The organism is Acidovorax sp. NO-1, from assembly GCF_000238595.1.
Lineage (GTDB): Bacteria > Pseudomonadota > Gammaproteobacteria > Burkholderiales > Burkholderiaceae_C > Acidovorax.
Map to the genome: position 1 here is coordinate 34879 of NZ_AGTS01000078.1, position 20344 is coordinate 55222.

The window sequence follows — 20344 nt, forward strand, 5'->3', positions numbered from 1 at the left end:
GGTCCGCCTGCAGAAATCAGGAGTTTTCGAGGACGATGCCCTCGATGCAGTTGGCCACGTCCTCGCACTTGTCGGTGATGGTCTCCAGAAGCTCATAGATCGCCTTGAGCTTGATCACCTCGCGCACATCGGGCTCTTCGCGGAACAGCTTGCTCATCGCGCTGCGCATCACGCGGTCGGCGTCCGATTCGAGCTTGTCGATTTCTTCGCAGGTCTTGAGCGCGGCCTCGGCCACGGCCGGATCGGCAATCTTGTCGAGCAGCTTCACGGCGTCGCGCACGCGCTCGCAGCACTTGAGGCTCAGGTCCGTAAGGCGGGTGATTTCCTCGGTCATGTGGCGCACGTCGTACAGCGCCATGGTTTCGGCCGAGTCCTGGATCAGGTCGGCCACGTCATCCATGGTGTTGATAAGCGCATGAATCTGCTCACGGTCAATCGGGGTGATGAACGTCTTGTGGATGGCCTTGTTCACGTCGTGCGTCACACGGTCGGCGGCCCGCTCGGCGTTGTCCACGTCCTGGTTGTACTTGTCGCGCAGGTGCGGGTCGCTGTAGTTCGCCACCAGCTGCGAGAAGGCCCGCGCAGCCTCGACGATGCGGTCCGCATGCTGGTTGAACATTTCGAAAAAATTGCCTTCGCGTGGCAACAGCTTGGCAAACAACATGGAGACTCCTGGATCGGGACCGATTTATGGGGTGAGAGAAAAAACCATGACAAATGCATGACTTTTTTGTGACAGGCGAGTTTAACCGGCCGCCTTTGCACGTCTGCAACGGCACACCACCCGAGGCGCGCGCATCCTGCAGGGGCCGCGCATGGACCGCTCAATGCATCAGGCACTGCGAAAAATGAAGTACACCGCCCCCACCAGGCACAGCCCGGCCCACAGGTAGTCCCACTTGAGCGGCTGCCCCATATAGAAGACGGCAAACGGCACAAACACCGCCAGCGTGATCACCTCCTGCATGATCTTGAGCTGCCCGATGTTGAACTGGGTATAGCCAATGCGGTTGGCAGGCACCTGCAGCAGGTACTCGAACAGCGCGATCCCCCAGCTCACCAGTGCCGCGATGTACCACGGTGAGGTAGCCAGGTTCTTGAGGTGCCCGTACCAGGCGAACGTCATGAAAACATTGCTCGCCACCAGAAGCAGAACTGTCTGGAGCGAGATGGGCAGGGCTTGCAGGGTGGACATCAGGGAGCGGAACCGGGTGGCCGAAACCGCGAATTATGAACAAAAACAAGGCCTGGCGCTTGGTACACATGCGCCAATAGCTACAAAAATAATAGCACCAACCGATGCAACACGCAGGGCGCGCGCGACCCACAAAAAAAGGCACTGCCGTACGGCAGTGCCTTGTCGGTCAGCCCCGTGCGCAGCACACGGGTCACCCGTGCTGCGCAAGCGCCGGAACTCACTCGCCCAGATAAGCGGCGCGCACCTTGGGGTCGTTCAGCAGCTCCTGGCCCGGGCCCGACATGGTGATCAGGCCGGATTCCATCACGTAGCCACGATCGGCAATCGCCAGCGCACGGCTGGCGTTCTGCTCCACCAGCAAAATGGTCACGCCCAGGGCGTACACGTCGCGCACCACTTCAAAGATCTTGTCCACCATGATGGGCGACAGGCCCATGGAGGGCTCGTCCAACAGCAGCACCTTGGGCTGGCTCATCAGCGCGCGGCCCATGGCCAGCATCTGCTGCTCGCCACCCGACATGGTGCCAGCGAGCTGGTCCTTGCGTTCGCGCAGACGCGGGAAGATGGTGAACATCTTTTCGATGTCGGCCAGGATGCCCGCCTTGTCGCGGCGCGTGTAGGCGCCCATCTGCAGGTTCTCGGTGATGGTCATGCGGGCGAATACGCCGCGGCCTTCCGGCACCATCACCAAGCCCTTCTTCACCAGGTCCCACGCGCCCTTGCCCTTGATGCTCTCGCCCAGGTACAGGATGTCGCCATCGTTCATGCCCAGGGTGCCGGTGATGGCCTTCATGGTGGTGGTCTTGCCGGCGCCGTTGGAGCCGATCAGCGAGACCAGCTCGCCCTCGCGCACTTCAAAGTCCACGCCCTTCACGGCCTGGATACCGCCGTAGGCCACTTTCAGGCCCTTGACCTGCAGCAGTACCTTGTTGGATTTTTCGGCCATTCTCAATGTCCTCCGGTGCCCAGATAGGCCTCAATCACTTTTTCGTTCTTCTGCACGGTGGCGGGCGTGCCTTCTGCGATCTGCTTGCCGTAGTCGAGCACCGTCACGCGGTCGCACAGGCCCATCACCAGTTTCACGTCGTGCTCGATGAGCAGGATGGTGCGGTTGTCGTTGCGGATGCGGTCGATCAGTTCGCGCAGCAGCACCTTCTCGGTCGCGTTCATGCCAGCGGCGGGCTCGTCCAGCGCAATCAGTTGCGGATCGGTGGCCAGGGCCCGGGCGATCTCCAGGCGGCGCTGGTCGCCATAGCTCAGGGTACGCGCCTTGTAGTCGGCAAACTTGCCGATGCCGACGTAATCCAGCAGCTCTTGCGCGCGCTTGGCGATGGCGGCCTCTTCTTCCTTGAAGGACTTGGTGCGCAGCACGGCGCCCAGCAGGCCGGACTTGGTGCGGATGTGGCGGCCCACCATCACGTTTTCCAGCGCGGTCATGTCCGAAAACAGACGGATGTTCTGGAACGTGCGGGCAATGCCCGCCTTGGCCACCTCGTGCACGGCCGTGGGCTCGTAGGGCTTGCCCGCCAGCTCGAAGGTGCCGCTGTCGGGCGTGTACAGGCCGGTGATCACGTTGAAGAAGGTGGTCTTGCCCGCGCCATTGGGGCCGATCAGGCCGTACACCTGGCCGCGCTCAATGGTGATGCCCACATCGGAGAGGGCCTGCAGGCCACCAAAGCGCTTGGAAATGCCGGCCACCCGCAGCACCACGTCGCTGGCCGATTTCTGAATGTTCTCTGCCATGTTGTTCTAACTTTCTGCGGTGTTCAGGTCTTCTGCGTCAGGCTCTTGCCATGGTCGGGCGCAGGCCACAGACCACGGGGGCGCATCAGCATGATGATGATCATGGCCAGCGCAATCAGCAGCTGGCGCAGGATGGCGGAGTCGAGGCGACCGTCCGTCATGGCCTGCAGCGGGCCGGCCACGTAGCGCAGCACCTCGGGCAGGGCCGACAGCAGCACGGCCCCCAGGATCACGCCGGGAATATGGCCAATGCCACCCAGCACCACCATGGCGACGATCATGACCGACTCCATCAGGCTGAACGACTCAGGCGACACAAAGCCCTGGAACGCGCCGAACATGGCGCCCGACACACCACCAAACGATGCGCCCATGGCAAACGCCAGCAGCTTCATGTTGCGGGTGTTGATGCCCATGGCCTTGGCGGCGATCTCGTCCTCACGGATGGCCATCCAGGCGCGGCCCACGCGCGAATCCTGCAGGCGGTAGCAGATGATGACGGAGACCACTACCAGCACCAGGAACAGGTAGTAATAGAGGGTCACCGAGCTGATGTCAAAGCCGAACACCTCCAGGCGCTTGCCGAGGTCCAGCCCGAAAATCTTGACCGAGTCGATCTGGCCCACGCCCTTGGGGCCGTTGGTCAGGTTGACAGGGTGGTCCAGGTTGTTCAGGAAGATGCGGATGATTTCGCCGAAGCCCAGCGTCACGATGGCCAGGTAGTCGCCGCGCAGCTTGAGCGTGGGCGCCCCGAGCAAGGCCCCGAAGAACGCCGCTAATAACGCTGCTACCGGTATCACCAGCCACAACGAGGTGTGCAGGCCATCAGGGAACATGGCCGCAAAGGCCGCAAAGTTGTCCGCCAGGTGCGGCGAGGCCATCAGGGCAAACAGGTAGGCGCCCACGGCGTAGAACGCCACGTAGCCCAGATCGAGCAGGCCGGCGTAGCCCACCACGATGTTCAGGCCCAGGGCCAGCAGCACGTACAGCAGCGCCAGGTCGGCAATGCGCACCCAGGCGTTGCCGAAGGATTGCAGGATCAGCGGCAGCACCAGCAGCGCCACGGCGCCGATGATCCAGTTGGTTTTGGTGTTCTTCATGGTGTGAGGCTCCTCAGGCGCGATCGGCCACACGCTCACCCAGCAGGCCCGAGGGGCGCAGCGTCAGGATGATGATGAGCACGATGAACGCAAAGATGTCGGTGTAGTGGCTGCCGAGCAGGCCGCCCGTGAGCGTGCCGATGTAGCCCGAGCCAATGGCTTCGATCAGGCCCAGCAGGATGCCGCCCACCACCGCCCCGGCCAGGTTGCCGATGCCGCCGAACACCGCTGCCGTGAAGGCCTTGAGCCCGGGCAAAAAGCCCATGGTGTGCTGTGCGGTGCCGTAGTTGGAGGCATACATGATGCCGGCGATGGCCGCCAGGATGGCGCCAATGATGAAGGTGGCCGAGATCACCATGTCGGGCTTCACACCCATCAGGGAGGCCACGCGGGGGTTTTCTGCCGTGGCACGCATGGCACGCCCCAAGTTGGTGTGGTTCACCAGGTACACCAGCAGCGCCAGCGAGATGGCCGTGACGCCCAGGATCAGGATCTGCGTAGGGGTGATGTACGCGCCGCCGATTTCAAAGGGCGAGCTGGGCAGCATCGTCGGATACGGCTTGTAGTTGGGCTTCCAGATGATCATGGCCAGCGTCTGCAGCAGGATCGACATGCCGATCGCCGTGATCAGGGGGGCGAGACGGGGGCTGTTGCGAAGGGGGCGATAAGCCACTTTCTCGATCACGAAATTGAGCGTTGCAGCGACCACGCACGCAATCAGGGTGGCCAGCAGCAGGATGAGCCAGCCGGGGGCGCCGGGCATGGCCGCCTGCATCATTCCTATGCAGCTCCAACTGGTCAGGGCGCCGATCATGAGCACCTCGCCGTGGGCAAAATTGATCAGCTGAATAATGCCGTACACCATGGTGTAGCCCAAGGCTATCAAGGCGTACATGCTGCCCAGTACCAGACCGTTGATGATCTGTTGCAGCAAAATGTCCATAAGAGAAGTCCTTCGTTTGTGACGTACCCACCGCATTGGCACCGGAATCGGTACAGCCTTGTGGGCCCGCCTGCCATGTAGCAAAAAACCCGCCAGAAATGCAGCTGTGCGGGTTTGTGGACGGGATTGTAGCGAGTAGTCACAAGCGCCCCCCGGCATGCCGGGCGGGGTTTTCCCTCGGGTTGGCGCCGCATCAGAGGGCAACGCAATTCATAAGCTTGCATGATGCAAGCAGGAAAATTGATGTGCAAACTTATTACCTGTTTCATGCCATATCAGCATGAAGCAGGCTGCCCGGGCCCTTGGGCAAGGGATCAGGACGACTCGGTCGGCCCGTCCGCACGATCGGCCAGGACATTGCGCCCGCGCAGCTCACGCAACTTCTGTGCAATCTTGATTTCGAGCCCGCGCTCCACTGGCTGATAGAAACCTGGCTCCGGCATGCCTTCGGGCAGGTAGTTTTCGCCCGCCGCGAAGCCGCCTTCCTCATCGTGCGCGTAGCGGTAGCCCTTGCCATAGTCGAGCTGTTTCATGAGCTTGGTGGGCGCATTGCGCAGGTGCATGGGCACCGGGCGAGTGCCATCCTGCTTCACCCAGGCGCGGGCGGCGTTGTAGGCCTTGTAGACGGCGTTGGATTTGGGCGCCACCGCCAGGTACACCACGCACTCGGCCAGTGCGAGCTCGCCCTCGGGGCTGCCCAGGCGTTCGTACACCTCGGTCGCGTCCAGCGCCAGGCGCAGCGCACGCGGGTCGGCCAGGCCGATGTCCTCGCTGGCCATGCGCACCAGGCGGCGCGCCATGTAGCGCGGGTCGGCGCCGCCGTCGAGCATGCGCACCAGCCAATACAGCGCGGCGTCAGGGTCGGAGCCGCGCACCGACTTGTGCAGCGCGCTGATGGTGTCATAGAACTGCTCGCCGCCCTTGTCATAACGGCGCATGCGCTCGCCCAGCACCTTGAGCAGCCAGGCGTCGGTGATCTCGGACAGCTTCTCCTGCGTGGCCGCCATGGCCAGGGTTTCCAGCGTGTTGAGCAGGCGCCGCGCGTCGCCATCGGCGTAGGCCACCAGGCGGTCGATTGCTACATTTTCGATAGCTGGCAGCGCTTTCTCTGCCTGCGCCAGGGCCACAATTTGCTTCAAATCCTGCTCGGACAGCGGCTGCAGAACGTAAACCGCAGCGCGCGACAGCAGCGCGGAGTTCACCTCGAACGACGGGTTTTCGGTGGTGGCGCCAATGAAGGTGAACAGCCCGCTCTCCACATGCGGCAAGAAGGCATCTTGCTGGCTCTTGTTGAAGCGGTGCACTTCATCCACGAAGACGATCGTGCGCTGATGCATCAGACCATCACGCGCGGCCTCGGCGCGTTCGACCGCTTCGCGGATGTCCTTGACCCCGCCCAGCACGGCACTGATGCTGATGAACTGCGCGTCAAAAGCATCGGCCATGAGCCGCGCGATGGTTGTCTTGCCCACACCCGGCGGGCCCCAGAGGATGCAGCTGTGCGGGCGGCCTGATTCGAACGCCAGACGCAGCGGCATGCCCGGGCCCAGCACATGCTGCTGACCAATCACCTCGCCCAGCGTGCGCGGGCGCAGCCGCTCGGCCAGGGGCTGATGGGCCGAGGATTGGGCCGGTGAAGGTGCTGCGGAGGCACTGCGTGCTGCCATGTTCATGTCCTGTTACATCACGCTGGTTTTCAAGCCTAAATGGCCTCTAGCGCTTTACCATCAAGCGCTTGCAGCTATTCTTTTCGCAGCAAACTACTGCTTGACCACATCCGCTCCGGCAGGCGGCTTGAACTGGAAGGTGCTGGCGGGCAGTGCGGCGTTGGCCTGCATGCCGGTGAAACGAATCATCGAGCGCTGGCCAAAGCTGTCCAGAATGTCCAGCGCCGCCAGCTGGTCGCCCGCAAAACCTACCCGCACACTCCTGAGCTGGCCGTCCTTGGTCTTGGGGCTGGCCAACACCCATTGCAGGCCATCCTGCTCGGGCGCTGCTTCGAGCGTGAACTCGGCCTTCAGCGCCGACAGGTCGGGTGCCGACGCCAGCAGCGCGGCGGGCGTGCTGCCCAGCGCCTGGGACTGCGAGCGCTGGGTGACCTGGTTCAGGTCCACGTCATACAGCCACAGGGTCTGGCCGTCGGCCACGATGGTCTGCTCAAACGGCTTCTTGTAGGTGAACTTGAAACGCCCGGGGCGCTGGAATTCAAAACTGCCGCTTGATGTCTTGGTGCGCGCGGTCTGGCCGTCCTTGGGGGGCGAAGTCACGGTCTGCGTGAAATCCGCCTTGCCCGTTTGTGCGCCCTTCATGAACGATTCAAGGCTTTTCAAGCCATCAGCGCTGGCCAGTGTTGCGCTGGCAGCTATCAAAATTGCAGTAAAGGTCTTTTTCATAAGGAACTCCTGTGGGGCACGGGCTGGGCTCATCGCCCTGCCCTTGTCATTCGCTGCGCGCGGGAACCAGCACTTCGCGCTGACCGCTGGTGGTCAGGCCACTCACGAGGCCTGCCTTTTCCATGTCTTCCAGCAGCCGCGCCGAGCGGTTGTAGCCAATGCGCAGCTTGCGCTGCACGTACGAGATGCTCGCCTTGCGGTCCTTGAGCACCACTTCGACGGCCTGGTCGTACATGGGGTCCTTTTCGCCGCCTTCACCACCGCCGCCTTCCCCTGACAGATCACCCTCGCCATCCACAGTTCCGCCTTCGAGCACGCCTTCTATGTAGTCCGGCTCCCCTTGTTCCTTGAGGTAACTGACGACACGGTGTACTTCGTCGTCCGACACAAAGGCGCCGTGCACCCGGATCGGCAGGCCCGTGCCGCTGGCCATGTAGAGCATGTCGCCCATGCCCAGCAGCGCTTCGGCGCCCATCTGGTCGAGGATGGTGCGGCTGTCGATCTTGGAGCCCACCGAGAACGCGATGCGGGTGGGAATGTTGGCCTTGATCAGCCCCGTGATCACGTCGACGCTGGGGCGCTGGGTGGCCAGGATCAGGTGGATGCCGGCGGCGCGCGCCTTTTGCGCGAGGCGGGCGATCAGCTCTTCGATCTTCTTGCCCACCACCATCATCAGGTCGGCCAGCTCGTCGATGATGACCACGATGTGCGGCAGGCGCTGCAGCGGTTCGGGCTCTTCGGGCGTCAGGCTGAAGGGGTTGTAGATGAACTCCTCGCGCGCCTTGGCTTCGTCGATCTTGACGTTGTAGCCCGCCAGGTTGCGCACGCCCAGCTTGGACATGAGCTTGTAGCGCCGCTCCATCTCGGCCACGCACCAGTTCAGGCCGTGGGCGGCCTGCTTCATGTCGGTGACCACGGGGGCCAACAGGTGCGGGATGCCTTCGTACACCGACATTTCCAGCATCTTGGGGTCGATCATCAACAGGCGCACATCGCGCGCCTCGGCCTTGTACAGCAGCGACAGGATCATTGCGTTGATGCCCACCGACTTGCCCGAGCCCGTCGTGCCGGCCACCAGCACGTGCGGCATCTTGGCCAGGTCTGCCACCACCGGGTTGCCCACGATGTCCTTGCCCAGGCCCATGGTGAGCATGCTCTTGGCCTCGTGGTAGACCTGCGATCCCAAAATCTCGGACAGGCGGATGGACTGGCGCTTGGCGTTGGGCAATTCCAGCGCCATGTAGTTCTTGCCGGGGATGGTCTCCACCACGCGGATGGACACCAGGCTGAGCGAGCGCGCCAGGTCCTTGGCCAGGCCCACGATCTGCGAGCCCTTCACGCCCGTGGCGGGCTCGATCTCGTAGCGAGTGATCACCGGGCCGGGCATGGCGGCCACCACGCGCACTTCCACGCCAAAGTCCTTGAGTTTTTTCTCGATGAGGCGGCTGGTCATCTCCAGCGTCTCGGGCGCCACGGTTTCCTGGCGCTGCAGCGGGCCGTCCAGTAAATCCACCAGCGGGAGCTTGCTGTCGGGCATCTCGGTGAACAGGGGTTTCTGGCGCTCCTTCACCACGCGGGTGCTCTGGGGCACGTCCACCAGCACCGGTTCGATGATCTGGATGGGCTGGGGGTGGTGCACTTCGCTTTCGGTGCGCTCCTCCAGCACCACCACCTCGCGCTCACGCGCCGCCTTGCGGCCCACTGCCACGTCCTTGGCCACCTCGCGCCGGGCCAGGCGCGACTGCACAAGTGCATCGATGCGCGCACCCAAAAACTCGGCCACGTGGCCCCACGAAAAGCGGAAGACCAGCGCGGCGCCCAGCACCGCCAGCACGATGGCCAACAGACCCGAACCGGTGAAACCCAGCCATTTCACGCTTGCGGGCCCGGTGACGTAACCCAGCACACCGCCCGCATGGCCGGGCAAAAATGATTCAAAGCGGTACAAGCGGGACCACTCCAGCGCCGTGCTGGAGCACATCAACACCACAAGGCCCAGCCAGAAGACGGACCGGCGGGCCATCGGGCTTGCCGCGCCTGCGGCGGTCTCGCCGCCGCGCATCCAGCGCGCCAGCGACGAAAGCCAGGCACGCACGCCCGCAGCCACGCACCACCACACCGAAAAGCCCAGAGCAAAGTAGCTGCCATCGGCCAGCCAGGCGCCAAAGCGGCCCGCCCAGTTCGCCACCATGCGGGAATCACTGCCCCCCGACGTGGACCAGGCCGCGTCCTGCGCGGAATAGCTCACCAGCGCCAGCAGCCAGAAAACCAGGGCCAAGAGGCCTACCACCAGGCCAATTTCATGGCCAAAACGGGCAGCGCCCGTGCGGGGCGGCGACTTGGCCGCGGACGATGCGTTCAGGGTATTGAGGGAATAGGTCATAAGCGTGCCGGGCGAGCTTACCGCATGCCTCGCGGGGCATGGCACCGGAGCACAAGCGTTGCTAGCCCAGCGCGTTCAACCGCTCCTTGAGCATGGTGGCGCCACTGGGCAGGGCTTCGATGAATCCGCGCTCTTCCAGGTCCTTCATGACCCGGCTCACCATCTCGCGCGAGGCGCCCACCATCTTGGCCAGATCCTGCCGGGATATCTTTTCCTTGATGATGAGCTGGCCCTGGGCGTCTGGAATGGCGAAATCCAGCAGGGCGTGGGCCACGCGGCCATAGACGTCCAGCAATGCCAGCGACTCGATCTTGCGGTCGGCGTGGCGCAGCCGTTTGACCAGCCCCCGCATCACCACCAGCGACATGGATGCGTTCTCCGCCAGGCACCGCGCAAATTCCGCGCGTCCCAACATGAGCACATCGGTCTGTACCTCGGCGCGCACTGTGGCCGAGTGGGGTTCGTTGTCGATGATGCTCATCTCGCCCAGGTAGTCGCCCTGCGAAAGGGTGGCAAGGATCACCTCGCGCCCCCGGCTGTCCGATGCCATGACCCGGGCGCGCCCCGTGAGCAGGATGAACAGGGCATCGGACTTGTGCCCCTGCTCTACCAGCGCCTCGCCGCGCTTGAAGCGGCACTTGATCACCGCACCACTGATCACCTCGGCCTGATTGACCGTGAGAAGTGAAAACAGCGGCACCCGGCGCAGCAGGTCGAGGTTGGACAACATCGTGGACATGCAAACATCTCCTTTCAGAGGGGGTGACCCGACCGGAACCGCGACGGGCTATCAATGGGTTCTTACAATCACCGTGATTGAAAACGGGGCACTCGCGCAAGCGAACGCCGGTTGATACTTGGCGGCTCAACCCCCAGCTTCCCCAACAGCGCCCCACGTAGCGGGCGCAAAACACAGGCTTTTACCATGTCCACCACCCAACACGCGAAAGTTCTGATCCTGGGCTCGGGCCCTGCCGGCTACACCGCAGCGGTCTACGCCGCGCGCGCCAACCTGAACCCGGTGCTCATTACCGGCATGGCCCAGGGCGGCCAGCTGATGACCACCACCGAGGTGGACAACTGGCCCGCCGACGTGCACGGCGTACAGGGCCCCGACCTGATGCAGCGCTTTCTGGAGCACGCAGAGCGGTTCAAGACCCGGATCATCTTTGACCACATCAACAAGGTCGATTTCAGCCAGCGCCCCTTCACCCTGACTGGCGACAGCGGCACCTACACCTGCGACGCGCTGATCCTGGCCACCGGAGCCTCAGCCAAGTACCTGGGCCTGCCTTCGGAAGATGCCTTCATGGGCAAGGGTGTGTCGGGCTGCGCCACCTGCGACGGTTTTTTCTACCGCGAGCAGGATGTCTGTGTGGTGGGCGGCGGCAATACGGCGGTGGAGGAAGCGCTGTACCTCTCGAACATCGCCCGCAAGGTAACCCTGGTGCACCGCCGCGACAAGTTCAAGGCCGAACCCATCTTGGTGGACAAGCTCAATGACAAGGTCGCAGCGGGCAAGATCGAACTCAAGCTGTTCAACACGCTCGATGAAGTGCTGGGCGACAACACTGGCGTGACGGGTATCCGCATCAAGAGCACCAAGGACGGCAGTACCGAAGAGATCAAACTGCAAGGCTGCTTCATCGCCATTGGCCATGCGCCGAACACCGAAATCTTCCAGGGCCAGCTGGAGATGGAGAACGGCTACATCATCACCCAGGGCGGCCTCAAGGGATTTGCCACGCAAACCAGCGTGCCAGGGGTGTTTGCTGCGGGCGATGTGCAGGACCATGTGTACCGCCAGGCCATCACCAGCGCAGGCACGGGCTGCATGGCGGCACTGGACGCCCAGCGCTTTCTGGAACAAGAGTCTTGATGAAAAACTGGGCAGCAGGCTATAATCTGCGGCTTTGCTGAAGTCGGCCCGTTTTTACGGTCCTTTCGAAACAGGCAAATCAATCGGGTTACCGCCACCCTTTCTGGCGAGGTGAGGCCGCAAGCCAACCTGGGCAAACAAGCTCAGGGCCCAGCGAACGGCCGTTAAAAAGTATCGGAGTGTCCTCATGGCACGCGTCTGCGACGTAACGGGCAAGAAGCCCATGGTCGGGAACAACGTTTCCCACGCCAACAACAAAACCAAGCGCCGGTTCCTGCCGAACCTGCAATACCGCCGTTTCTGGGTCGAAACCGAAAACCGCTGGGTTCGCCTGCGCGTTTCGAGCGCTGCCCTGCGTTTGATCGACAAGAACGGTATCGACTCGGTGCTCGCAGACCTGCGCGCCCGTGGCCAGGCTTAAGGAGTAGCACCATGGCAAGCAAAGGCGGACGCGACAAGATCAAGCTGGAATCCACTGCGGGTACCGGCCACTTCTACACCACGACGAAGAACAAGAAGACCATGCCCGAGAAGATGCTGATCATGAAATTTGATCCCAAGGCTCGCAAGCATGTGGAATACAAGGAAATGAAGCTGAAGTAATTCAGCCTCGACTTCTCGTCTTCTGAAAGCCGCCTGGCAGTCCTGCCTGGCGGTTTTTTTTAATGGGCGCGCAATTTCTGCCCAGGATTGGACCGGTGGAATACGACCCAGGAGGCTCCCAAAAAAAAGGCCGCTGGGGGCGCAATGCCCTGCAGCGGCTCGGAGCCGAATCGCCCGGGTACGTCAGCACCCGGCGCAAGAACCCGACAACAGCGACAGCTCAGACGCGTGCAGCACGCAGCCTGATGGAGAAATCACGCAGGGCCGCAATACCACTGTCTTCGGCCCGGCGGCACCATGCCTGCAGGTCCGCCGTGAGCTGCTCGCGTGATTGCGACGTGTTCAACCACAACTGGCGCAGTTCCTCACGCATGGTCACCATCTTGTCGAGCGCAGGGTGCGCAGCTCGGGCCTGGGCCAGCTGGGGAAGCGCCACCACCGGGACTTTCTCGACATCGCGGTGCAGCCAGCGTTTGGCAGCCTTGAGCACCGAGGCATCAGCCTGACGGGCCTGCAGCGCGGCAATCTCGTCCTTGCAGGCTTTGCGCACGCCGCGCGCGTAGCCCGCCATCACTTCGTAGCGGTTGGCAATCAACGCTTCCAGCGTCTTTTCATCGGCCACGGGCTTCACATCGCCCAGTTGCAGCTTGGGCGGCACCTTCTTCACCGTGGCCCAGCCGATTTTCTTCATGAGGCTGATGTACAGCCAGCCAATATCGAATTCATACGGCTTGACCGAGAACTTGGCCGCCGTCGGGTACGTGTGGTGGTTGTTGTGCAGCTCTTCGCCACCGATGATGATGCCCCAGGGCGACAGGTTGGTGCTGGCATCCTGCGCTTCAAAATTGCGGTAGCCCCAATAGTGGCCCACACCATTGACCACACCGGCCGCCCAGAATGGAATCCAGAGCATCTGCACCGCCCAGACAGCAGCACCCAAAGCACCGAACAGGGCGAGATTGAGAATCAGCATGAGACCCACGCCCTGCCAGCCATAGCGGGTGTACACGTTGCGCTCAATCCAGTCGTCGGGCGTGCCGTGGCCGAACTTCTTGATGGTTTCCATGTTCTTGGACTCCGCGCGGTACAGCTCGGCGCCGCGCCACATCACGGTATCCAGGCCGCGGGTCTGGGGGCTGTGAGGATCGTCCACGGTTTCACACTTGGCGTGGTGCTTGCGATGGATGGCCACCCATTCCTTGGTGACCATGCCGGTCCCAATCCACAGCCAGAAGCGGAAGAAATGCGAAGGGATGGCGTGCAGATCCAACGCCCGGTGGGCCTGCGCGCGATGCAGGAAGATCGTGACCGCTGCAATGGTGATATGGGTGGTGGCAAGGGTATACAGAACGATCTGCCACCAGGTCAGGTTCCACAACCCATGCCCCAGCCAGTCAATGGCAGCATTCAGTACCGCCCAATCGGGTAACAACATATTCAACAGCCTTACTACACAAAGAAATCAAGCTCCACCAAAGGAGCAACCGCTCAATTCTAGAGTGGGCAACCTGACATTGGTTCAGGGGCATCCACAGTTTTAGCGCTGGTTTAGCGGCTTTAAGCTATCAAGTCAGCTCTTTTTGCACCATATTGCGGCAAAGAACCCATCTGTCTGGTGCACATGGGGCCAAAGGCGCAGATAAACAGTGCCGGATTCGCCGCCACTGCACAGCCCCTTGGCGCCTTCGACCTTGAGCTGCTCCAGCAAACCACCGGCATCCAGCAGTTCAAAGTCAGGGTGTGACGCACTGAACGCCTCGGCAATCGCCTCGTTTTCCTGCGGCAGGATGCTGCAGGTGGCATATACCAAGCGGCCGCCCGGCTTGAGCAGGCGCGCTGCGCTGTCCAGAATGGCGGTCTGCTTGGCCACCAGCTCTTCGATGGATTTGGGCGACTGGCGCCATTTGAGGTCGGGATTGCGGCGCAGCGTTCCCAGGCCAGAACACGGCGCGTCCACCAGCACGCGGTCGATCTTGCCCGCCAGCCGCTTGACGCGGTCATCACGCTCGTGGGCAATGGCCGCGGGGTGCACGTTCGATAGGCCGCTGCGGGCGAGACGCGGTTTTAGGGCATCCAGACGATGCGCCGACACATCAAACGCATACAGGCGCCCCGTGCTGCGCATGCCGGCCCCGATGGCCAGTGTCTTGCCGCCAGCACCGGCACAAAAATCCACCACCATCTCGCCCCGCTTGGCGTCCAGCAGCAGCGCAAGCAGCTGCGAGCCTTCATCCTGCACCTCGATGGCACCGCGCGTGAATGCGTCCAGCTTGGTCAGCGCAGGCTTGTCGTCAATGCGCAGGCCCCAGGGCGAGTACGGCGTGGGCTGCGCCTTGATGCCCGACTTGGCGAGTTCCTTCTGCACATCGGCGCGCTTGTCCTTGAGCGCATTGACGCGCAAATCCAGCGGTGCGCTTTGCGCCAGGCTCTCCACCAGGGGCCAGAAGCCGTCGCCCAACTGGTCCTTGAGGGGCTTGACCAGCCATTCGGGCAGGTTGTGGCGGTGGCGTTCCATCAGATCATCGACCGTGACGGCGTCGCACTGGTCGAGCCAGTTCTTTTCCTGGTCGGTCAGTGCGCTCTTGAGGAAGTCGCGGGGGCCGTGAAAGCCCAGGATGGCCAGGCGGCGCTCCTTGGGCCCCGAGCCCGAGGGCGCCATGTGGTCGAACAGCAGCTTTTTGCGCAGCACGGTGTAGACCGTTTCGGCCAGCGTGGCCCGCTCGCGGGGGCCCAGGCCCCGGTTGTCGCGGAAAAATCGTGACACCACCGCATCGGCGGGGTGTTCAAACGTGAGGGTGAGCCTGATCAGTTCGGCGCAGGCGTCGAGAAGAACTTTGGGATGCATCCCCGTATTGTCCACCCCCTGAGCCGCTTCGCATCATCCCCCACAGGGGGACGCCACCGGCGGCCTGGCGAAGCCAGTTCCACGGTGGCACTGGGCTGGGCCCTGCGCGAGTCTCCATCATCGTGTGCTACTCACCGTGCAGACGAGAAAGGAGAAAGGGACTAGCAAAAAGTTGGCGATCAACGGGTATGGATCGGATCGAACGCATAACGCTGGATTTCCTTGAGCGTGGGCGATTCACCCGCCCACAGTGCCAGTGCGGGTCCGGGAAGGCTCAGATTGCGCTCCAGGGCACGGCACAGGTGGTAGCGGCTTTCATCGTCCATGCCCGGCAGTTCCACAAACACCAGATACGCCCTGCGCTGCGGATGTTCGCGCAGGTTCTTGCGCACCAGCCAGCAGCGGGTGAGCGGCGCGCAGCGGGCCAGTTCGGACTGCAACTCGGCCAGCTCAAAGGGGCTCAGGTCGTGCCGCGCGATCTGGCTGAAGAACGAAGTGCCCGACAGCTCTTCCCAGGCGCGCTCTTCGGACTCCTGCGCGCGCTCCAGCCGCTTGCGCCACTGCTTGAAAGCCGCAGCGTCATGGTCCAGCCCCAAGCGAGGCGTTTCCAGCTCGGCCAGCGCGGTGCGCGCGGCCCAGTAGCGGTCATTGCTGCCCGCCTCCCACACCCGGTGCAGCAGCTTGAGCTTGCCGTCGCGGTCGTCCTCGGGCAGGCAGGGCACCAAGCCACACAGGGCCGGCGCGTATTCGGGGCTGCGCTCCAGCGCCATTTCGTACAGCGCTCGCACATCGGCATGGGGATCCAGATGGCGCTTGAGGCGCGCCAGCTCCACCAGATCTGCCGCACTGGCCTGCGCCACCATCGCCACCAGGGCATCCGCCCGTGCACGCACCCGGCCCAGCCAGGCGTGGTGCTGCTTCCACTCGGTGGCGTTGTCACGGCACCATTGTTTGTCGAAGTGTTTGATCCACCGTTTGGCATCTTCTCCCAGCAAGGCAAGGGCGTTGCCGCGGGACCAGTCTGGCAGCGTGGGCGTGGCATCCAGCGCTTCGATACGGTCGCGCAGGCCGGGGTGGGTGTCGTCCACACTGCTCAGGCGTTTGAGCGCCTGGCGCAATGCGTCGTTGGCAAAGGCCGCGTCTGGCGCTTGCGCGAGGTAGCGGCGCATGCCGCGATACGGGCCCACCGGCAACGGGTTGCCAGCGGCTGCGCACCAGTGGTTGCCCCAGAACTCTGCCTGCAGTGCGGCGCCCCGGATTTCGATTTCGGCCAGTGCGGCGGCGGTCACATCGCGGCCCAAGAGCTTGCCCGCAATGCGGTCAGCCTCGTATTCGTCCTGGCGGGCCAGCGCAAAGGTCTTGGCCGAAAAGCGAGGAAAGTACCAGCGCATGAAGGCCTGCGTGGCAGCGGCCACCGGGCCCTCGTCGTCGGCCAGGCTGTGGTTCAGCCGCATCCACGACTGGCGCGTGCGGTAAATCCAGGCCGCAAACCGGCCATGGTCCCCCCGCAGATGGCCATACTCGTGCGCCAGCACGGCGAGAAAACGCGGCCGGTCCAGCGCCATCAGCAAAGGCAGGCCAATGCTCAGGTGGTTGACGGCGCCACCCAGCAGGCCGTACTTGGGCAGCTGCTGGATGCTGGCATTGAACTCGTCGTTCAGCGTGACCTTGTGGATGGGCGGGCCCTTGATCTTGCGGCGGATGCGCTCCAGCGCCTCAAACAGCTCGGGCGCCTCCAGCGCGGTGATCTCCACGCCCTCCGGGGCATCAAAGCGCACCCACAGGGCCCGCAGGCTGATCCACAGCAGCCCGGCAGCCCCCAGCAGAAGCCACACCATCGCAAAACGAAACCTGCCCTGCAGCATCTGCGGTACCACCCACAGCAAGATGCCCGCCGCCAGCCCCAGACAGCCCAGCACCCACACGTAGCCAAGCGCCGCAAAGGCGGCCACACTGCGGCGGTATGCGCGGCTGTTGTCGGCGCTGGCATGCTCGCTCATGCGCACCAGGTGCACAAAATCTGCCTGATCCACGGGCTTCCCTCACTCTCGATTGTTTTTGTCAGCCGCCATCCTAACCACTCACACGCCCCACTCTGCACCATGACCGACGACGACTTGCCCGAACTCATCCGCACTCCGCCCGGCCTGTACCGCCACTACAAGGGCATGCTGTACGAGGTGATTGACACCGTGCGCCACAGCGAGACGCTGGAGCCCATGACGCTGTACCGCGCGCTGTATGGCCAGCGGGGGCTGTGGGTGCGGCCCGCCGCCATGTTTCTCGAACGGGTGTCTGTGGAGGGTCAGATGCGCCCCCGCTTTGAGCGGTGCGACGATGTCGGCCCGGACTGAAAATTCAATAAAAACAGGCTCTAGCGCTTATCCATAAAGCGCGAACAGCTATTATTTAAATAGCAAATGCTTCCATCGGCAGCGGTGGATCACAGCACCTGCACCAGCGCCCGCACGGCGCGGGGGTAGATCACATGCTCCTGCGTCAGCACCCGGGCGGCCAGCGCCTCGGCCGTGTCGCCCGGCAGCACCGGCACCACGGCCTGGTCCAGGATGGGGCCCACATCCAGCTCTGCCGTCACCTGGTGCACCGTCACGCCCGCAAACTTGCAGCCCGCATCGATGGCGCGCTGGTGCGTGTGCAGCCCGGTAAAAGCGGGCAGCAGCGAGGGATGGATGTTGATGAGCCGCCCGGCGTAATGGGCCACAAAACCTGGCGTCAGGATGCGCATGAAACCGGCCAGCACCACCAGGGCGGGCTGGTGGCGGTCGATGGTGGCGGCCAGCTCGGCATCAAACGCTTCGCGGCTGGCAAAGGCCTTGTGGTCGAGTACCTCCGTGGCAATGCCCTGCTCCCGCGCAAACACCAGCCCGCCAGCATCGGGCTTGTTGCTGATGACGGCCGCGACGCGGGCGCCGTAGCGCTGCTCCCAGTGCTCCTGTTGTGCGGTACGCACGATGGTGGCCATGTTGGAGCCGCCGCCAGAGATCAGAATGACGATGTTCTTCATAAATTGCCACGGATTATCTAGGAGGCTGTCGAGCTTGGGGTTGGCTCTGGGCCACCGCCTGGGGGTGCCAGGCAAGGCGCGGGTGAGGCCGTGTGGCCCAGCCACACAACGAACCCGCAACGCAGCATGGCGGCCCCAGGCGGCGGCCCGAAGGGTTGTGCGACAGAGCACGCAGGCGGCGTTGCCCATGCTCGCTGCACAGCCAGTGCAGCTTGCGCTGGGCGCCTAGCCTGCATACTCTGTCGCACAACGCAGCGCCAACCCCAAGCCCGACAGCCTCCTCATGCCCTTCGATCCCGCCATCCGCCCCCTCACCCCCCACGAAGCCCGCGTACTCGCCACGCTGATGGAGAAGGCCCGCACCGTGCCCGACAGCTACCCGATGTCGCTCAACGGCCTGCTGACCGGCTGCAACCAGAAAACCAGCCGCGACCCAGTGATGAACCTCAGCGACGCCGAAGCGCAGGAGGCGCTGGATTCGCTCAAGCTGCTGACCCTGGCGTTTGAGAGCAGCGGCAACCGCACCACACGCTGGGAACACAACTTTCAACGCGGCGTGGGCGTGCCCGAGCAGTCGGCCGTGCTGCTCGGCCTGCTCATGCTGCGCGGCCCGCAGACGGCGGGTGAACTGCGCATCAACGCCGAGCGCTGGTACCGCTTTGCCGACATTTCCTCGGTCGAGGCATTTCTGGACGAACTCCAGGAGCGCAGCGCCGAAAAGGGCGGCCCGCTGGTCGTGCAGTTGCCCCGCGCGCCGGGTGCCCGCGAGCAGCGTTGGGCGCATCTGATGTGTGGGCCTGTAGACACCAGCGCCGGTGTGTCAGCCCCCAGCAGTGGCGGCGGTGGCATCACCGGCACGTCTGCCGCACTGCAAGCGCGGGTGGACGCACTGGAGACCGAGGTGGCCAACCTGCGCAGCACGGTGCAGCGGCTGTGTACAGAACTGGGCATTTCCCCAGACTCCGCGCCGATGTCGCCACCCGGACAGGACTAAAACGAACGACCGTGCTACAAATGCGGATCACTTGGAGACAAACCGATGGATCTCGCATTCACCCCCGAAGAACAGGCGTTCCGCGAAGAAATTCGCGCCTGGGTTCAAGCTAATCTACCGAAAGAAATTTCGCACAAGGTCCACAACGCCCTGCGCCTGACCCGCGACGATCTGCAGGGCTGGGCCAAGATCCTGGGCAAGAAAGGCTGGCTGGGCTTCGGCTGGCCCAAGGAGTTTGGCGGCCCCGGCTGGACGGCCGTGCAAAAGCACCTGTTTGAAGAAGAATGCGCCCTGGCTGGTGCGCCCCGTATCGTGCCGTTTGGCCCGGTGATGGTGGCCCCGGTGATCATGGCGTTTGGCAACGCCGAGCAGCAAAAGCGCTTTTTGCCTGGCATCGCCAGCGGCGAAGTCTGGTGGAGCCAGGGCTACAGCGAACCCGGATCGGGTTCTGACCTGGCCAGCGTCAAGACCCGCGCCGAACGCGTGGGCGACAAATACATCGTCAACGGCCAAAAGACCTGGACCACCCTGGGCCAGCATGGCGACTGGATGTTCAACCTGGTGCGCACCAGCACCGAGGGCAAGCCCCAGACCGGCATCTCCTTCCTGCTGCTCGACATGAAGTCCAAGGGCGTCACCGTGCGCCCCATCAAGCTGCTGGATGGCGAATGCGAGGTGAACGAAGTGTTCTTCGACAACGTCGAAGTGCCTGCCGAAAACCTGATCGGCGAAGAGAACAAGGGCTGGACCTACGCCAAGCACCTGCTGAGCCACGAGCGCACCAACATCGCCGACGTGAACCGCAGCAAGCGCGAATTGGAGCGCTTGAAGCGCATCGCCAAGACCGAAGGCGTGTGGGATGACCTGCGCTTCCGCGACCAGATCGCCCTGCTGGAAGTGGACATCGTGGCCCTCGAAATGCTGGTGCTGCGCGTGCTGTCGGCCGAAAAATCGGGCAAGAACTCGCTCGACATCGCGGGCCTGCTCAAGATCAAGGGCAGCGAGATCCAGCAGCGTTACGCCGAGCTGATGATGCTGGCCGCAGGCCCCTTTGCCATGCCTTTCATCGAAGAGGCCATGGAAGCTGGCTGGCAGGGCAACTTCCCCGGCGGCGTCACTGCCAACGCGCCGCTGGCGTCCACCTACTTCAACCTGCGCAAAACCACCATCTACGGTGGCAGCAATGAAGTTCAACGCAACATCGTCGCGCAGACGGTTCTGGGCTAAGGAGACAAGAA

At 63.3% G+C, this 20344-nt stretch carries 20 protein-coding genes; 6 read left to right on the top strand and 14 right to left on the bottom strand.

All coding sequences use genetic code 11. The annotated features are described in order from the left end of the window. Window positions 1-16 precede the first annotated feature (16 nt). From KYG_RS11070 to KYG_RS11115, 10 genes are all read right to left on the bottom strand, one after another. Window positions 17-664 carry a DUF47 domain-containing protein gene (locus tag KYG_RS11070; RefSeq protein WP_008904988.1) on the bottom strand — a complete coding sequence of 216 codons (648 nt, stop codon included), beginning with the start codon at window positions 662-664 and terminating at the stop codon, window positions 17-19. Window positions 665-832: 168 nt separating this feature from the next. Continuing rightward, window positions 833-1195 carry a DMT family protein gene (locus KYG_RS11075; protein WP_008904989.1) on the bottom strand — a complete coding sequence of 121 codons (363 nt, stop codon included), beginning with the start codon at window positions 1193-1195 and terminating at the stop codon, window positions 833-835. A gap of 220 nt (window positions 1196-1415) precedes the next feature. Beyond that, window positions 1416-2144, bottom strand: coding sequence for an ABC transporter ATP-binding protein (locus KYG_RS11080; protein ID WP_008904990.1), 729 nt, complete (start codon window positions 2142-2144; stop codon window positions 1416-1418). Window positions 2145-2146: 2 nt separating this feature from the next. Further along, entirely contained in the window at window positions 2147-2941 is a 795-nt protein-coding gene (locus KYG_RS11085) for an ABC transporter ATP-binding protein (RefSeq protein WP_008904991.1), read from the bottom strand. A gap of 23 nt (window positions 2942-2964) precedes the next feature. Beyond that, window positions 2965-4041, bottom strand: a complete 1077-nt coding sequence (locus tag KYG_RS11090; RefSeq protein ID WP_008904992.1) for an ABC transporter ATP-binding protein — start codon at window positions 4039-4041, stop codon at window positions 2965-2967. A gap of 13 nt (window positions 4042-4054) precedes the next feature. Then, window positions 4055-4984: a branched-chain amino acid ABC transporter permease gene (locus KYG_RS11095; protein ID WP_008904993.1), complete on the bottom strand. Its 930-nt coding sequence runs from the start codon at window positions 4982-4984 to the stop codon at window positions 4055-4057. Between the two features lie 314 nt (window positions 4985-5298). Next, on the bottom strand, window positions 5299-6651 hold the full coding sequence (locus KYG_RS11100; RefSeq protein WP_034694331.1) for a replication-associated recombination protein A: 1353 nt from the start codon (window positions 6649-6651) through the stop codon (window positions 5299-5301). Between the two features lie 93 nt (window positions 6652-6744). Further along, entirely contained in the window at window positions 6745-7377 is a 633-nt protein-coding gene (gene lolA / locus KYG_RS11105; protein WP_008904995.1) for an outer membrane lipoprotein chaperone LolA, read from the bottom strand. Window positions 7378-7423: 46 nt separating this feature from the next. Continuing rightward, window positions 7424-9760 carry a DNA translocase FtsK gene (locus tag KYG_RS11110; RefSeq protein WP_008904996.1) on the bottom strand — a complete coding sequence of 779 codons (2337 nt, stop codon included), beginning with the start codon at window positions 9758-9760 and terminating at the stop codon, window positions 7424-7426. A gap of 61 nt (window positions 9761-9821) precedes the next feature. Further along, window positions 9822-10499, bottom strand: coding sequence for a Crp/Fnr family transcriptional regulator (locus tag KYG_RS11115; protein ID WP_008904997.1), 678 nt, complete (start codon window positions 10497-10499; stop codon window positions 9822-9824). Window positions 10500-10685: 186 nt separating this feature from the next. Here KYG_RS11115 and trxB point away from each other — a divergent pair, with 186 nt between their 5' ends. The 3 genes from trxB (at window position 10686) to rpmG (ending at window position 12242) form a co-directional block, all read left to right on the top strand. Continuing rightward, window positions 10686-11639, top strand: a complete 954-nt coding sequence (gene trxB / locus KYG_RS11120) for a thioredoxin-disulfide reductase (protein WP_008904998.1) — start codon at window positions 10686-10688, stop codon at window positions 11637-11639. Window positions 11640-11826: 187 nt separating this feature from the next. Then, complete coding sequence (gene rpmB / locus KYG_RS11125; protein ID WP_007859763.1) at window positions 11827-12060, top strand: 50S ribosomal protein L28; 234 nt, start codon at window positions 11827-11829, stop codon at window positions 12058-12060. 11 nt (window positions 12061-12071) lie between these two features. After that, the gene (gene rpmG / locus KYG_RS11130) at window positions 12072-12242 is read left to right on the top strand and encodes a 50S ribosomal protein L33 (protein WP_008904999.1); all 171 of its coding nucleotides are present in this window, start codon (window positions 12072-12074) and stop codon (window positions 12240-12242) included. Window positions 12243-12462: 220 nt separating this feature from the next. Here the strand turns inward: rpmG and KYG_RS11135 are convergent, their stop codons facing one another. The 3 genes from KYG_RS11135 to KYG_RS11145 all read right to left on the bottom strand — a co-directional run bounded on the left by KYG_RS11135 (window position 12463) and on the right by KYG_RS11145 (window position 17120). Next, window positions 12463-13677: a fatty acid desaturase gene (locus KYG_RS11135; protein WP_008905000.1), complete on the bottom strand. Its 1215-nt coding sequence runs from the start codon at window positions 13675-13677 to the stop codon at window positions 12463-12465. A 135-nt stretch (window positions 13678-13812) separates the two neighbouring features. Beyond that, a complete protein-coding gene (locus KYG_RS11140) occupies window positions 13813-15087 on the bottom strand; it encodes an RsmB/NOP family class I SAM-dependent RNA methyltransferase (protein WP_008905001.1) in 1275 nt (424 codons plus the stop codon). Between the two features lie 179 nt (window positions 15088-15266). Continuing rightward, complete coding sequence (locus tag KYG_RS11145; RefSeq protein ID WP_008905002.1) at window positions 15267-17120, bottom strand: M48 family metallopeptidase; 1854 nt, start codon at window positions 17118-17120, stop codon at window positions 15267-15269. A gap of 69 nt (window positions 17121-17189) precedes the next feature. On the opposite strand from KYG_RS11145, the gene KYG_RS11150 reads away from it, so the two are divergent. After that, window positions 17190-17441: a DUF1653 domain-containing protein gene (locus KYG_RS11150; RefSeq protein ID WP_008905003.1), complete on the top strand. Its 252-nt coding sequence runs from the start codon at window positions 17190-17192 to the stop codon at window positions 17439-17441. Between the two features lie 89 nt (window positions 17442-17530). On the opposite strand, the gene purN is transcribed toward KYG_RS11150, so the two are convergent. Then, on the bottom strand, window positions 17531-18112 hold the full coding sequence (gene purN / locus KYG_RS11155; protein WP_008905004.1) for a phosphoribosylglycinamide formyltransferase: 582 nt from the start codon (window positions 18110-18112) through the stop codon (window positions 17531-17533). A gap of 283 nt (window positions 18113-18395) precedes the next feature. Between purN and KYG_RS11160 the strand changes: the two genes are divergently transcribed. Both KYG_RS11160 and KYG_RS11165 read left to right on the top strand, forming a co-directional pair. After that, window positions 18396-19106 carry a YceH family protein gene (locus KYG_RS11160; RefSeq protein ID WP_008905005.1) on the top strand — a complete coding sequence of 237 codons (711 nt, stop codon included), beginning with the start codon at window positions 18396-18398 and terminating at the stop codon, window positions 19104-19106. A 45-nt stretch (window positions 19107-19151) separates the two neighbouring features. After that, the gene (locus KYG_RS11165) at window positions 19152-20333 is read left to right on the top strand and encodes an acyl-CoA dehydrogenase family protein (RefSeq protein WP_008905006.1); all 1182 of its coding nucleotides are present in this window, start codon (window positions 19152-19154) and stop codon (window positions 20331-20333) included. Window positions 20334-20344: the final 11 nt, after the last annotated feature.

What these genes read in the sequence shown, in the direction of transcription:
- KYG_RS11070 (WP_008904988.1), bottom strand. Translation starts at nt 664, where the DNA reads ATGTTGTTTGCCAAGCTGTTGCCACGCGAAGGCAATTTTTTCGAAATG.
- KYG_RS11075 (WP_008904989.1), bottom strand. Translation starts at nt 1,195, where the DNA reads ATGTCCACCCTGCAAGCCCTGCCCATCTCGCTCCAGACAGTTCTGCTT.
- KYG_RS11080 (WP_008904990.1), bottom strand. Translation starts at nt 2,144, where the DNA reads ATGGCCGAAAAATCCAACAAGGTACTGCTGCAGGTCAAGGGCCTGAAA.
- KYG_RS11085 (WP_008904991.1), bottom strand. Translation starts at nt 2,941, where the DNA reads ATGGCAGAGAACATTCAGAAATCGGCCAGCGACGTGGTGCTGCGGGTG.
- KYG_RS11090 (WP_008904992.1), bottom strand. Translation starts at nt 4,041, where the DNA reads ATGAAGAACACCAAAACCAACTGGATCATCGGCGCCGTGGCGCTGCTG.
- KYG_RS11095 (WP_008904993.1), bottom strand. Translation starts at nt 4,984, where the DNA reads ATGGACATTTTGCTGCAACAGATCATCAACGGTCTGGTACTGGGCAGC.
- KYG_RS11100 (WP_034694331.1), bottom strand. Translation starts at nt 6,651, where the DNA reads ATGGCAGCACGCAGTGCCTCCGCAGCACCTTCACCGGCCCAATCCTCG.
- lolA (WP_008904995.1), bottom strand. Translation starts at nt 7,377, where the DNA reads ATGAAAAAGACCTTTACTGCAATTTTGATAGCTGCCAGCGCAACACTG.
- KYG_RS11110 (WP_008904996.1), bottom strand. Translation starts at nt 9,760, where the DNA reads ATGACCTATTCCCTCAATACCCTGAACGCATCGTCCGCGGCCAAGTCG.
- KYG_RS11115 (WP_008904997.1), bottom strand. Translation starts at nt 10,499, where the DNA reads ATGTCCACGATGTTGTCCAACCTCGACCTGCTGCGCCGGGTGCCGCTG.
- trxB (WP_008904998.1), top strand. Translation starts at nt 10,686, where the DNA reads ATGTCCACCACCCAACACGCGAAAGTTCTGATCCTGGGCTCGGGCCCT.
- rpmB (WP_007859763.1), top strand. Translation starts at nt 11,827, where the DNA reads ATGGCACGCGTCTGCGACGTAACGGGCAAGAAGCCCATGGTCGGGAAC.
- rpmG (WP_008904999.1), top strand. Translation starts at nt 12,072, where the DNA reads ATGGCAAGCAAAGGCGGACGCGACAAGATCAAGCTGGAATCCACTGCG.
- KYG_RS11135 (WP_008905000.1), bottom strand. Translation starts at nt 13,677, where the DNA reads ATGTTGTTACCCGATTGGGCGGTACTGAATGCTGCCATTGACTGGCTG.
- KYG_RS11140 (WP_008905001.1), bottom strand. Translation starts at nt 15,087, where the DNA reads ATGCATCCCAAAGTTCTTCTCGACGCCTGCGCCGAACTGATCAGGCTC.
- KYG_RS11150 (WP_008905003.1), top strand. Translation starts at nt 17,190, where the DNA reads ATGACCGACGACGACTTGCCCGAACTCATCCGCACTCCGCCCGGCCTG.
- purN (WP_008905004.1), bottom strand. Translation starts at nt 18,112, where the DNA reads ATGAAGAACATCGTCATTCTGATCTCTGGCGGCGGCTCCAACATGGCC.
- KYG_RS11160 (WP_008905005.1), top strand. Translation starts at nt 18,396, where the DNA reads ATGCCCTTCGATCCCGCCATCCGCCCCCTCACCCCCCACGAAGCCCGC.
- KYG_RS11165 (WP_008905006.1), top strand. Translation starts at nt 19,152, where the DNA reads ATGGATCTCGCATTCACCCCCGAAGAACAGGCGTTCCGCGAAGAAATT.